12 protein-coding genes are annotated in these 13026 nt (G+C 35.2%); 10 read left to right on the top strand and 2 right to left on the bottom strand.

Annotated features, from left to right (window positions below; genetic code table 11):
- The first annotated feature begins 226 nt into the window (after positions 1-226).
- Genes ACKI3Q_RS08815 through ACKI3Q_RS08800 form a run of 4 tightly spaced genes read left to right on the top strand, consistent with a single transcriptional unit; the run spans position 227 to position 2944 of the window.
- Positions 227-919, top strand: a complete 693-nt coding sequence (locus ACKI3Q_RS08815) for an iron-sulfur cluster assembly scaffold protein (RefSeq protein WP_407416227.1) — start codon at positions 227-229, stop codon at positions 917-919.
- 14 nt (positions 920-933) lie between these two features.
- A complete protein-coding gene (locus tag ACKI3Q_RS08810; RefSeq protein ID WP_407416226.1) occupies positions 934-1935 on the top strand; it encodes a GGGtGRT protein in 1002 nt (333 codons plus the stop codon).
- A gap of 40 nt (positions 1936-1975) precedes the next feature.
- The gene (gene dtd, locus ACKI3Q_RS08805) at positions 1976-2422 is read left to right on the top strand and encodes a D-aminoacyl-tRNA deacylase (protein WP_407416225.1); all 447 of its coding nucleotides are present in this window, start codon (positions 1976-1978) and stop codon (positions 2420-2422) included.
- On the top strand, positions 2423-2944 hold the full coding sequence (locus ACKI3Q_RS08800; RefSeq protein ID WP_407416224.1) for a nitroreductase family protein: 522 nt from the start codon (positions 2423-2425) through the stop codon (positions 2942-2944).
- Between the two features lie 5 nt (positions 2945-2949).
- Here ACKI3Q_RS08800 and ACKI3Q_RS08795 read toward each other — a convergent pair whose 3' ends face one another.
- Both ACKI3Q_RS08795 and ACKI3Q_RS08790 read right to left on the bottom strand, forming a co-directional pair.
- Positions 2950-3138, bottom strand: a complete 189-nt coding sequence (locus tag ACKI3Q_RS08795; RefSeq protein WP_407416223.1) for a hypothetical protein — start codon at positions 3136-3138, stop codon at positions 2950-2952.
- A 62-nt stretch (positions 3139-3200) separates the two neighbouring features.
- Positions 3201-4064 carry a hypothetical protein gene (locus ACKI3Q_RS08790; protein ID WP_407416222.1) on the bottom strand — a complete coding sequence of 288 codons (864 nt, stop codon included), beginning with the start codon at positions 4062-4064 and terminating at the stop codon, positions 3201-3203.
- Positions 4065-4247: 183 nt separating this feature from the next.
- Here ACKI3Q_RS08790 and ACKI3Q_RS08785 point away from each other — a divergent pair, with 183 nt between their 5' ends.
- The 6 genes from ACKI3Q_RS08785 (at position 4248) to ACKI3Q_RS08760 (ending at position 12717) form a co-directional block, all read left to right on the top strand.
- Positions 4248-4697, top strand: coding sequence for a MarR family winged helix-turn-helix transcriptional regulator (locus ACKI3Q_RS08785; RefSeq protein WP_407416221.1), 450 nt, complete (start codon positions 4248-4250; stop codon positions 4695-4697).
- 2 nt (positions 4698-4699) lie between these two features.
- Positions 4700-6088, top strand: a complete 1389-nt coding sequence (locus tag ACKI3Q_RS08780; RefSeq protein WP_407416220.1) for an MFS transporter — start codon at positions 4700-4702, stop codon at positions 6086-6088.
- A 25-nt stretch (positions 6089-6113) separates the two neighbouring features.
- Entirely contained in the window at positions 6114-7505 is a 1392-nt protein-coding gene (locus tag ACKI3Q_RS08775) for an MFS transporter (RefSeq protein ID WP_407416219.1), read from the top strand.
- A gap of 124 nt (positions 7506-7629) precedes the next feature.
- Complete coding sequence (locus ACKI3Q_RS08770) at positions 7630-9300, top strand: hypothetical protein (RefSeq protein ID WP_407416218.1); 1671 nt, start codon at positions 7630-7632, stop codon at positions 9298-9300.
- Positions 9301-9313: 13 nt separating this feature from the next.
- Complete coding sequence (locus ACKI3Q_RS08765; RefSeq protein ID WP_407416217.1) at positions 9314-11011, top strand: ATP-grasp domain-containing protein; 1698 nt, start codon at positions 9314-9316, stop codon at positions 11009-11011.
- A gap of 11 nt (positions 11012-11022) precedes the next feature.
- Positions 11023-12717 carry an ATP-grasp domain-containing protein gene (locus ACKI3Q_RS08760; RefSeq protein WP_407416216.1) on the top strand — a complete coding sequence of 565 codons (1695 nt, stop codon included), beginning with the start codon at positions 11023-11025 and terminating at the stop codon, positions 12715-12717.
- The last annotated feature ends 309 nt before the right edge of the window (positions 12718-13026 follow it).

Genomic DNA, 13026 nt, shown 5'->3' with positions numbered 1-13026 from the left:
ATTCAAACTATACACAATTGGACACAACCTAAAAAGAATATACAACGAAATAAACAGAAAGAACAACTAAAAATAAGAAAAATTATAAAAAAATCAAAAACACAAAATTAGATTAAAAATTTTGCGTCACATCCTCTTTTTATTTTTTTTGAAATTCAATCATAAATATTAATTAATTATAATTGACATATAATTTATTATTAAGATTATTTTGCGGAGATTGAAAATGATATATTCAAATGAAGTAGAAAATATGTGTCCTGTTGCAAAGGGAGCAAATCACGGCCCTGCACCAATACCTGAAGAGGGTAAATGGGTCAAATCAAAAGAAATATCAGATATTTCCGGTTTGACACATGGTATAGGCTGGTGTGCACCTCAGCAAGGATGCTGCAAATTGACTTTAAACGTTAAAGAAGGTATTATTGAAGAGGCATTGGTTGAAACCATTGGATGTTCCGGTATGACTCATTCAGCAGCCATGTCTGGTGAAATCCTAATCGGAAAAACAATTCTTGAAGCCTTAAATACAGATTTGGTTTGTGATGCAATCAACACTGCAATGCGCGAGCTGTTCCTACAGATTGTTTATGGCAGAACCCAGTCTGCATTTTCAGAAGGAGGTCTTCCTATTGGAGCAGGCCTTGAAGATTTGGGTAAAGGTCACAGAAGCCAGGTAGGAACAATCTATTCAACCAGCAAAAAAGGGCCAAGATATCTGGAGTTAACTGAAGGTTACATTACTGAAATCGGCCTTGATGAAGATGATGAGATTATAGGATATAAATATATCAATTTAGGCATAATGCTTGACGGCATTAAGGACGGTGTTGACCCGTTAGAAGCAATTGAAAATGCAACAGGTCAATACGGCAGATTTGATGATGCTGTTAAAACAATTGATCCTAGAAAAGAGTAGATATGGGTGGAATTATGAGTTTATTTGAAAGTTATGAAAGAAGAATCGACCAGATACTTCCTGTATTAAATAAATATGATATTAAGGATTTGGAGGAAGCTAAACAAATCTGTCTGGATAAAGGTTTCGACCCATATGAAATCGTTAAAGGTGTTCAGCCAATTTGCTTTGAAAACGCCTGCTGGGCTTATACTGTTGGAGCTGCAATAGCTGTTAAAAAAGACTGCATCAAAGCTGCTGATGCTGCATCAGCTATAGGTGAAGGATTGCAGTCATTCTGTATTCCCGGAAGTGTAGCGGATGACAGAAAAGTTGGTTTAGGTCACGGTAACCTTGCATCAATGCTTTTAAGTGATGAATCAAGTTGCTTTGCATTTCTTGCAGGACATGAAAGTTTTGCAGCAGCAGAAGGAGCTATTGGAATTGCAAACTCTGCAAATCAGGTAAGGGATGAACCTTTAAGGGTTATTCTAAATGGTTTGGGAAAAGATGCTGCACTAATCATTTCAAGAATCAACGGTTTTACCTATGTTCAGACTGAATTTGACTATTTCACCGGTGAAGTTAAGGTAGTTCGTGAAAAGGCTTACTCTTCAGGTGAGCGAGCTAAAGTAAGATGTTATGGGGCAGATGATGTGCGTGAAGGTGTTGCAATCATGCATCTGGAAGGTGTTGATGTATCAATTACAGGTAACTCAACCAATCCTACAAGATTCCAGCATCCTGTAGCCGCAACATACAAAAAGGAATGTATTGAACAGGGCAAAAAATACTTCTCCGTTGCATCAGGCGGTGGAACAGGAAGAACCCTGCACCCGGATAATATGGCAGCGGGACCTGCATCCTACGGTATGACAGATACTATGGGAAGAATGCATTCTGATGCACAGTTTGCAGGTTCATCATCAGTACCTGCACACGTTGAAATGATGGGATTAATCGGAATGGGTAATAATCCTATGGTTGGTGCAAGTGTGGCTGTTGCTGTTGCTGTTGAAAAAGCTATGAACAAATAGGGATTTTTTCCCTTATTTCTATTTTTTTGGAGTTTATTTAATGAAACTTGTTGTTCAAAGAGTTACCAGTTCCAGTGTTGAAGTGGAAAATAATATTGTCGGTCAGATTGATGGAGGATTAATGGTTCTAGTTGGATTTGGCGTTAATGATACAACTAAAGAAGTTGATTATCTGGCCCGCAAGTTAATAAAGCTTAGAATTTTTGCAGATGAAAATGGGCGTATGAACAAATCCGTCAAAGATGTTGGCGGTAAGCTATTGCTTGTTCCACAATTTACTTTATATGGAAAAGTTAAAAAGAACAGACCTTCATTTCACAAGGCATTAAATCCTGATGATGCAACCAGACTGTTTGACTATTTTGTAGACAAATGCAGTGAAGAGATTGAGGTTGAAACCGGAGAATTCGGTGCCTATATGAAAGTTGAGCTGTTGAATGATGGTCCAGTTACAATAATCTTGGAAAAAGAGTTTGAGGATGATTGAATGGAATTCGATGATGTTTTGCTTAAAAGAAGAAGTGTTCGCAAATTCACGGATGATGAGGTTACTAAAGATCAGTTAAATGATATTTTGCAGGCAGGTCTTTTGGCACCAACAAGTATGAACAGAAAGCCATGCAGTTTTTTAGTCGTTTCAAACAAAGAAACTTTAAGGGTATTGTCTAAAGTCAAAGAGCATGGAGCCGACTTTTTAAAAGATGCAAATAAAGCTATTGTTGTTATTGCTAATACTTTGACTGCAGATACCTGGATTGAAGACTCATCAATTGCACTATCATTCATGCATTTGAAAGCAACTGATATCGGTGTTGGGAGCTGCTGGATTCAAACCCATTTAAGAAAGTCATCTGATGGTGAAGATTCAGAAAAGTTAGTCAGAGACATTGTAAAAATTGATGATTATTTCCATATTGTTGGAATTCTTGCTTTAGGTATTCCAGATGGTGAAGTTAAATCCCATACTTTGGATGATATAGATAAGGATAAAATTCATTTCTTAATTTAAAATAGCTATTGTTCTGCTATTTTTTGGATTTCTGTTAGGGATATATTTGTTTTTTCTGCGATTTCTTTGGGGGTCATTGATTTTAGCAGTTCTTTGATAATTTCTATTTTACCTTCTATTCTTCCTTGTATTCTTCCTTCATTAATATTTGCTTCTCGCCATTTAAAAAATTCTGATTCACAAGATTTTTTCATTTTTATCAACTTTTGGTATGTTTTTTTTGGTGATGGTTGTTTAAAAATATTATTGGAAATGGTTATTGTTTTGCTATTTTATTGATTTCTGTTAATGGTGTGTTTGTTTTTTCTGCGATTTCTTTGGGGGTCATTGATTTTAGCAGTTCTTTGATAATTTCTATTTTACCTTCTATTTTACCTTCTATTCTTCCTTGTATTCTTCCTTCATTAATATTTGCTTCCCGCCATTTAAAAAATTCGGATTCACAAGATTTTTTCACATCAATCATCTCCATTAATTCTTTTCTTTTGGTTTGATTTTTGATATAATAATCTATGTTTAACCACATTGTTGCCTGCAATTTTGATCTGTTTTCTGCAGTAATTTTCCCGTTTTTGATGATGTTACATAATTCTTCAATAACAATATCAGGTTTTTGAGTGTTTTTCATATCAGGGATGGTTTCAATTATTGCACAGTCATGTGATGTTAATTCTTTGTTGTTATTGAGTTTCTTTTTTATATTATTTAAATGTTCATTTCCATCTAATTTTTTCATTTCCAGTATGATGGGCTTATGTATTGTTGTTCCAATATGTTTTTCAGAAAATTTGTTATTTTCGGCTAATGCGATTATCAAAGTGTATATATCATTATCATACTTACAGATTAGGTTTTTGGCATAATTCCAAGTTTTGTCTAGCGTATTATAAGTTATTGATGAAGATTCGCATTCAATATTATATATGTTTCCAGACTCGCATTCCACCACAAAATCCAGTCTTTTGTTTGCGAATCTCTTATCAATGTGTTCTGTTGGTAATATATTAATCACTTTTTCATCAATTCCGCACAAGTCAAAGATATACTGAACATGGAAAATTAGAGAAAGTTTGTACTTGATATCCTTATTATGGTAGATTTTCCTATTGAATTTACACATTCTATCCCTCTTTTGTGTTTTTCCTATATATTATTATATTTAATGATTTTTTTAAGGATTATTGAAGTGTGACTGGTCGCTTGTGTGATTTTTCACATCTTTTAAATAATAGTTTCATAATCAACTGTTTCAAAAGAAACATTTATATCATATAAATTCCAGATAATTAACCGGTGAAGATTAATGGATGATGAAATTTTTCAAGCAATAAATGATAATTCTCCAATAATTGCTTGGATACATAATATTTCTCTAAATCAGCAAAAATATTTAAAATCCAAGATTAAGGATTATGATTTTGGGCATAATGTACGTTATCTGATGTTTATTTATGATAATCCCAACTGTTCTCAGGAAGATCTTGTCAATATGTTCTGCCAAAGCAAGGGTAACATTGCCAAAATCCTAAAAAAGTTTGAGGATGAAGGATACATAAAAAGAGAAATCAATCCTCAAAACCGACGCAAATATATGCTGAATACTACTGATAAAGCCAATGAACTGATTCCCGAATTCAGAAAAATTTCTAAAGACTGGGATAGTGCAGTAGGTCTTACCGATGAGGATGAAGAGTTTAAAAACAGGCTAAAGGAAATTGCCGTCAACGGCATGAAACTGCTTGAGGAGAAATAAAAATGAAATTCGATTCCGAATCATCAGTGGTTATCGTATCATTTCTCACTTCATTTTTTGCAGTATTTCTGGCTGCAGGGATAGTCATTGGAGTACCGTCCATTGCAAGCGATTTTGGAATGAATAATGTGGTTCAGAACTGGATTATTACTGTTGCGCTTCTTGTTGTAGCTGTATTCACGCTTCCGGCAGGTCAGATTTCCGGTAAATTCGGTGTGAAGAAATCCCTGATAGCAGGAGTTCTTGTTTTTCTTTTTGCATCAATTGGTGCAGGTCTGTCATTTTCCGCAGAATCATTCCTGTTTTTCAGAGTGATTCAGGGGATAGGTGGAGCATTTTTAAATGTTGCGGCTATGGCAATGGTTGTACAGGCAATCATGCCTGAAAAAAGAGGGCAGGCATTGGGGTTTACAGTAACGGGTGTTTATCTGGCAGGATCATTATCTCCGGTTATCTGCGGATTTCTTGTTTATAATTTTGGCTGGAGGTCTATGTTTTACTTTGTAATTCCGTTTTTAGTCCTTTGTATTATACTAATGATTTGGAAAATCCCTGGTGACTGGAAGACATATGAAAATGATAAAATCGATTCTCTAGGATATATCATATATGGACTGGGCATTTTACTTTTCATTTATGGATTTACAAGCCTTATGAATACTACAGGAAGGATATGTGTTGTTATAGGTTTTATTCTGCTGATTGTCTTTGGATACTATGAAACTAGAGTCAATACTCCTGCATTCAATATGAGCCTCTTTAAGAATATGAAGTTCACTTCTTCAAACATTGCTGCATTGTGCAGTTATCTTGCGATAGCGGCAATAACTACAATTCTTAATTATCATTTTCAGTATGTCAGAGGATGGAATGCCCAGATGTCAGGGCTTATTTTAATTATTACTCCTATAATCATGGCATTTATGGCTCCGACATCAGGCAGACTGTCAGACAGGATTCATCCTCAGAAACTGGCTGCCATTGGAATGAGCATTGCTACTGTAACTCTTGTGATATTGATATTTTTGGATGCAAATACTCCGCTTTATCTTATTGTCATAGCTATGATTCTTCAGGGTATAGGTATGGGAATGTTTACAAGTCCTAATACAAATGCCATTATGAGTTCCGTTCCTCCGAATGAGACTCCAAATGCATCAGCGGCACAGTCTGCAATGAGAACTATTGGTCAGACCATGAGTCTAGGGCTTCTTACACTAGTATTTGCCTGGATTATGGGTAATCTTGAATTGTCATCCCAATATGCAGGTATGATTGTTCAAAGTTCCCAGATAGTATGCATAATCTGTACGACCATATGCATAATTGCAATTTTTGCTTCATTGGTTGGAATAAAATCAAAAGATGAATTTAATACTAATACTAAATAATTATATAAAAAAGAGGGTGTAAAAATTGAAAATTGAATATGAAACTTATGTGGTATTGATATCATTTCTGACTTCATTTTTTGGAGTTTTTCTGTCAAATGGTATTATAATTGGGGTTCCGGCAATAGCCAATGACTTTGCCATGAACAATGTCATTCAAAACTGGATTCCAACAATATTTTTCCTGGTAATGGCCGTATTTACGGTTCCGGCAGGACAGATTTCAGGTAAATTCGGGGTTAAAAAATCCCTGCTCATTGGGGTTTGTGTATTTTTAATAGGTTCTATCGGCGCTTCATTATCCTTTTCAACAGAATCATTCATGTTGTTCAGGATTGTTCAGGGTGCAAGCGTAGCCTTTGTAAATGTTGCTGCAATGGCTATGGTAGTATCTGCAGTGAAACCTCAAAACAGAGGAAAGGCTTTAGGATTTACTGTAACAGGGGTTTATCTTGCAACTTCACTGTCTCCAGTTATCTGTGGATTTCTGGTTTATAATTTCGGATGGAGATCAATATTTTATGTTGTAATTCCATTTTTAGTATTGTGTATTCTTGTAATGATTTTAAAAATACCTCAGGAATGGAAGACATATGAACATGATGCAATCGACAAGTTCGGTTCTGTTCTCTATGCGATTGGAATTCTGCTATTCATTTACGGATTTACCAATCTTATTCATCCGACAGGAATAATATTGACTGTTATTGGAATTATCTTGCTTGTGATATTTGCCGTATGGGAGCTAAGGCAGACTTCACCTGTATTTAATATGAAGCTCTTTAAAAACACGAAATTCACTTCATCCAATATCGCTGCATTATGCAGCTATCTGGCAATTATGGTCGTTACGACAATCCTTAATTATCATTTCCAGTATGTCAGAGGATGGAACGCACAGATGGCAGGTCTGATTTTGATTGTAACACCTATAATCATGGCAATTCTTGCTCCTAATACAGGTAAGCTTTCAGACAGGATTCATCCTCAGAAATTGGCTGCTGCAGGTATGGCGATAGCTACTGTTGCTCTTCTGATATTGGTGTTTTTAAACAAGGACATGCCTGTATATATTGTTGTTCTGGCAATGATTCTTCAGGGTATAGGTATGGGACTTTTCTCCAGTCCGAACATGAATGCAATCATGAGTTCCGTTCCTCCAAAGGATGCTCCTACCGCTTCAGCTTCACAGGCAACAATGAGAACAATCGGCCAGACCATGAGTTTGGGTCTTTTGACACTGGTATTCGCTTTGGTTATGGGCAATTTGCCTTTATCAACCCAGTACGCTGATTTGATTGTACAGTCTTCCCAGATGATTTGTACCATATCAATGTGCGCCTGCATAGTATCTATCTTTGCTTCACTGGTGGGAATCAGGTCCAAGGATGAGTTCAACACAGGCAGGCCAAACTGAAGAGTTCATTTAAAGAACTCTTATTTCTTTTCTTTTTTTATTATACTATTTTTTTTAAATTCTCTTTTTCTAAAATTTTATATTTAATTAAAAATAAATTTAATAATATATTGGAGGAATTTTCATGAGAAATATTATTGTGGTAGACTGTCAATCAACAGGGATTAATTATATAGATGACATTTTCAATAGGAGGTACAATCCTATTGTGTTGGAATTAATACCTGATAAAGATGAGGATATTGATGAATACAGGCAAAGAATGGAATTGGAATATGAACAATCATATTATGATTTCGAAGTGATTTATGAAAAGGATTCATATGAAGATACTCTTGAGTCTGTTCGTAAGTTAGATCCCTTGCTTGTTTTGGCAGGAAGTAAGAATGGAGTATCTTTGGCCACACAGTTGTCCTACGATTTGGAACTTTTGGGAAATACCGTTGGGAGTGTTGAAGCTCTTACAGTCAGGGAAGAGACTCAAAAGAAACTTGCCGAGAATAATCTTCGCCACATCAGGTCCAAAGTAATATTTTCTGCCGGTCAGGCCATAGACTTTTATGATTCCGAATCATTAAGCCATGTTGTCGTAAGACAATTGGATAACGATGATGAAAAAATCTGTTTCAATAAGAAGGAGATGATAAATGCCGTTGAAACATTTTTTGCCGAATCAGACAGTGCACTTATGGTTAAGGAGTTTATTGACGGAGAGGAATATGTTATAAACACCGTCTCATGTGATGGCATTCATCGCGTAACTACCATCTGGAAATACAATAAGACAAGAAATTCCGACGGTTCTTTATTTTATGACACTGTTGAAAGTGTAAATGATTTGTATATCGGTGAAGCGGAAATGATTGACTATGCATATGATGTTTGCGATGCACTTAAAATTCAATATGGTCCTGTAAGCGGAGAATATATGATTGATGATAACGGGCCGGTTTTAATTGATATCCACTGCTGTCCTATGCCTGGTCATTTGCCTGGGGACTTTTTAGACAAGATTTCCGGCCAGCATGAAACAGATTCTGCTTTGGATTCATATCTTAAGCCAGAATTCTTTACAAAGCGAAGAATACAAAAATACAGGCTCCGTGAATTCGGTGCCTTTAAGATGATTGTTGCTCCAAAAGATATCATTGCAAGATCCGCTCCAATGAACAATATTGGCCCCAGATTAAGAAGTTTCCATGACAGTGTCATTGACGATTTGCTTGCCAGTGAAAAGTTTTATCCTAAAACGGAAGATTCAAATACCAGCTGCGGGCTGATTTTCCTATCTCATGAAGATTATAATATATTGCAGGATGACATTAAGTTTTTAAGAAGCGTTGAGAAGAATGCATTCGATTTGGTTTTAAGTGAAGAAATTGATGAAAACTATCATTTTAATGTTGACATTGCAGTTAAAAAGCTTAAGCTGATTATTCAAGCCACTGAAAAATATGGCTATGGCCTTTTGATAACAGATCAAATCCTGTCTGATGTCAATATTATGCAGATTGCATTGGAAGAGGTTAGAAATATTAATGGTGAGTTTGACTTTGTCATCATTAATCTGAATAGAAGCTTCATTGAAAAAAGCAATTATCTTACAATCGACACTCTTTTCGATGTGTTCTCATACATTAAGGTTGACGGATTTATTTTCATCCCGGAAACTACCTACAGATACATTCCAGGTAAAAGAAAAGGTATTGAAGCATTATTGAAAGCTATGGAAATGAAAATTGAAGTTCCGCCATACGGCGTAAAGCAGGGTGTAATTGCATCAAAAGAAAAATGAGTGGGGGTTTGTCATGAAAAGTATTATTATTGTAGACTGTATTTCAACAGGAATTAATTATATAGAGGATATTGTAAACAGAGGTTATAAGCCTGTGGTATTGGAATTGAAACCTGCAGGCGAAGATGTCGAAGCATATAAAGCAATGTTAAATCACCATTATGATGAAATTAATGAAGAGTTTGACATTCTTTATGAAAAGGATACTTATGAAGAGACTCTTGATGCTGTGAAGAAATTAAATCCAAAACTTGTTCTTCCGGGTAATGAACATGGGGTTATTTTGGCTACAAAGCTTGCCAATGATTTGGATTTATTGTGCAACCCTATAGAAAACCTTGAAGCAATGACTTTAAAGAATAAAATGCAGCAAAGACTTAAGGACAATGGTCTCAGATACATTAGAGGAAAAGTCATCAGCTCTGTTGAGGAAGCCGTTGAATTCTATGATGCCGAGGACTTGAATGAGGTTGTCTTAAAGCCAATATACAGTGCGGGATCTGCCGGTGTGAAGCTTTGTTCAAACAAGGAGGAAATGATCAACTCTATCGAGGATATCTTTAACAATAAGCATAACTATTACGGTGAAAACATCTCCGAACTGCTGCTTCAGGAACGCATTATTGGTGATGAATATATCGTCAATACGGTTTCCAATGATGGCGTCCATCGAATAACCCTGATTTGGAAATATCATAAGATAAAAGCTATGGACGGATCTATTCTTTATAATACTGCTGAAACAGTCAATAATCTTAACATCGGAGAATCCAAGATGGTTGAATATGCATATCAGGTAGCCGATGCAATTGGAATTAAATATGGTCCTGTTCATGGTGAATATATGATTGATGAAAAGGGTCCTGTTTTGATTGAAGTTAACTGCAGACCCTGCGGAGGAAACATGTCTGCAAAATTCCTGGACAAGATTGCAGGACACCATGAGACTGACGCAATATTGGATTCATATTTAAAACCGGTTCGATTCCAAGAAAAAAGAAAAGAAAGATATAGATTATTAGGTTATGGAGCATTAAAATTTTTCACTGTTCCTCATGACATCGTGGCAAAATCTGCACCTGTGAGTAATATCAGCCCTAAACTTAAAAGCTATTTCAAATCAAGCATCGATGAGCATTTTGACAGAGCAGTATTCTTTAGAAAAACTGAAGATTTGAATACGGTTGGGGGAATTATTTATCTGGTTCATGAAAGCCATGAAATATTGCAGCAGGACATTGAGTTTTTAGGAAATGTAGAGAAAAAAGCATTTGAATTGGTTTTAAGTGAAGAAGTATATGAAGACAAGCCGATTATTGAGGAGGACTTATTTAGGGAACTTGATGTTTTGGTTAGCCATGCTCATGATTATGGAACTGCACTTCTGATAACTGATCAGTTTTTGGATGATATAAATATTGTGCAGATTGGTAAAGATGAAATAAATGATATGAGTGGTGAATTTGACTATGTTATCATTAATTTGAATAAAAGTTTAATTCATTTGGATGAATTTAAAGTAATTGAATTGATTTTTAACATTTTTTCAAATATCAAAGTTGGCGGTGTGGTATTCATACCTGAAAGCACTTGTGATTATATTCCTGGTGGAAGAAAAGGTATTGAAGCCCTTCTAAGAACTTTGGACTTAAAAATTGAAGTGCCGCCATACGGCTTAAATACGGGAGTTATAGCATCAAAAAACAGTTAAGGAGGTATTTAATGAGAAATATTATTGTAGTTGATGCAAGATCAACAGGACTTAATTATATCGGAGACATCGTCAACAGGGGTTATAATCCTGTTGTATTGCAATTGCGCTTTCATGAATCAAATAAAGAAGAGCGTATTGAAGAGTATAATAGTGGATATGCATCCATTGATGAAAAGTTTGACATGATTTATGAAAGGGATACATACGAAGAGACTTTGGAAGTCGTAAGAAAATGGGACCCTAAACTGGTAATTCCTTCCAGTGAGGAGGGTGTAGTTTTAGCTACAAAACTGGCCAATGATTTGGATTTGTTATGCAATCCTATTGAGAACATGGATTATTTCACATTTAAGGATAAGATGCAGGAAAAAATTGCAGAAGCAGGTCTAAGACATATTAAAGGTAAATCCGTTAGGACTTTGGAGGAAGCTATTGAGTATTACGATAATGAAGGATTGGAGGATGTTATCGTAAAGCCGGTCTACTGTGCCGCATCTGTTGGTGTCCATATGTGTTTGGATAGACAGCAGATGATTAAAGCCGTTGAAGAAACTTTGTATAGTACTAATGTTTTTGGTGGAAAAATCGAGGAAGTTGTAATTCAGGAGCGTATTAAAGGAGAGGAATACTATTTGAATACTACTTCATGTGATGGTGTTCATCAGGTAGTCAGCATCTGGAAATACAATAAAGTACAGACTCCTGATGGATCTGTTATTTATGATACCATTGAAACAGTTAATGAGTTGAGCCTTGGCGAAAGTGAAATGGTTGAATATGCATATAAGGTAACTGATGCACTTGGAATAAAATACGGTCCTGTTCATGGTGAATATATGCTTGATGAAAATGGTCCTGTTTTGATTGAAGTAAATTGCCGTCCGGCAGGATGTTCAATGCCTGCAGATTATTTGGACAGGATTGAAGGCCATCATGAAACAGATTTGTTTTTGGATTCCTATCTGAAACCTAAACGTTTCCATCAGAAAAGAACTGAAAGATATAGATTGAATGCATATGGTGCTTTAAAAATATTTATTGTTCCTGAAGACATCGTGGCTCGCTCTGCACCTATGAATGAGATTTCTCCTAAACTGAGAAGCTTTTATATGTCAAATGTTGCAGATATTAACAATACAGAATTGTTTTATGTCAAAACTGTAGACTTGGAGACTAGTTGTGGTTTTGTTTATATGGTTCATGAGGATAAGGGTGTCATCCATGAGGACATTGAATTTTTAAGGCGTATTGAGAAAGATGCTTTTTCACTGGTATTGAGCAAAAAACATGAGGATTATATAATTGATGATGATGAAATATCCAAAAACATCAGAGAAATAGTCGATATAACTCAGGATTATGGTGCAGGACTTTTGATAACTGACCAGTTTATTGAAGATGCGAATATTATTCAGGTGGGCTTGGATGATTTGGAAGATGTCAACGGTGAATTTGACTATGTCATAGTTAATTTAAATAAGAGTCTGATTAACAAAAGGGATGACATTACGGTGTCTGTTATTTTAAAAATTTTGTCTGATATCAGAGTTGGAGGATTGGTCTGTGTTCCTGAAAGTACCTATAATTATCTTCCAAGTAAAAGGAAAGGTATAGAAGCTTTAATGAAAACCCTAAACTTAAGGATTGAAGTGCCTCCATATGGAATTAATGCTGGAGTCATTGCTTCAAGGAACAATTTTTAGGATGTAAACTTCATTAAACATAATATTGTACCGATTTGGTCTTGATATTTAATTAAATAAGTTAGAATCATTTGATTCTAACTTAAATATATATTTTCTTTGACAGGGGGGAAAATATATCGTTCTTCCCACAAAATAAGACATTTTTAAACACGTTTTCCAATAAATAGAACTTAGTCAAGCCAGACATTTTTTTTCCAAATGGGAAGAACTACTATTTATTTTATCAAATAAAGTATTTAAATCTTTTTAATTTTAATATTAAAGCAATATTGCTATTGTTTTGTAATTTTACTTAGTTTTTGCAAT

Source organism: Methanobrevibacter sp. (assembly GCF_045636185.1).
Taxonomy (GTDB): domain Archaea; phylum Methanobacteriota; class Methanobacteria; order Methanobacteriales; family Methanobacteriaceae; genus Methanocatella.
The sequence above is the reverse complement of the archived record's forward strand: the minus strand, read 5'-3'. Positions and strand labels throughout refer to the sequence as shown.

Excerpts from the sequence above, each read along its gene's own strand:
- ACKI3Q_RS08815 (WP_407416227.1), top strand. The coding sequence starts at position 227 with ATGATATATTCAAATGAAGTAGAAAATATGTGTCCTGTTGCAAAGGGA.
- ACKI3Q_RS08780 (WP_407416220.1), top strand. The coding sequence starts at position 4,700 with ATGAAATTCGATTCCGAATCATCAGTGGTTATCGTATCATTTCTCACT.
- ACKI3Q_RS08790 (WP_407416222.1), bottom strand. The coding sequence starts at position 4,064 with ATGTGTAAATTCAATAGGAAAATCTACCATAATAAGGATATCAAGTAC.
- ACKI3Q_RS08810 (WP_407416226.1), top strand. The coding sequence starts at position 934 with ATGAGTTTATTTGAAAGTTATGAAAGAAGAATCGACCAGATACTTCCT.
- ACKI3Q_RS08765 (WP_407416217.1), top strand. The coding sequence starts at position 9,314 with ATGAAAAGTATTATTATTGTAGACTGTATTTCAACAGGAATTAATTAT.
- ACKI3Q_RS08760 (WP_407416216.1), top strand. The coding sequence starts at position 11,023 with ATGAGAAATATTATTGTAGTTGATGCAAGATCAACAGGACTTAATTAT.
- ACKI3Q_RS08785 (WP_407416221.1), top strand. The coding sequence starts at position 4,248 with ATGGATGATGAAATTTTTCAAGCAATAAATGATAATTCTCCAATAATT.
- dtd (WP_407416225.1), top strand. The coding sequence starts at position 1,976 with ATGAAACTTGTTGTTCAAAGAGTTACCAGTTCCAGTGTTGAAGTGGAA.
- ACKI3Q_RS08795 (WP_407416223.1), bottom strand. The coding sequence starts at position 3,138 with ATGAAAAAATCTTGTGAATCAGAATTTTTTAAATGGCGAGAAGCAAAT.
- ACKI3Q_RS08770 (WP_407416218.1), top strand. The coding sequence starts at position 7,630 with ATGAGAAATATTATTGTGGTAGACTGTCAATCAACAGGGATTAATTAT.
- ACKI3Q_RS08800 (WP_407416224.1), top strand. The coding sequence starts at position 2,423 with ATGGAATTCGATGATGTTTTGCTTAAAAGAAGAAGTGTTCGCAAATTC.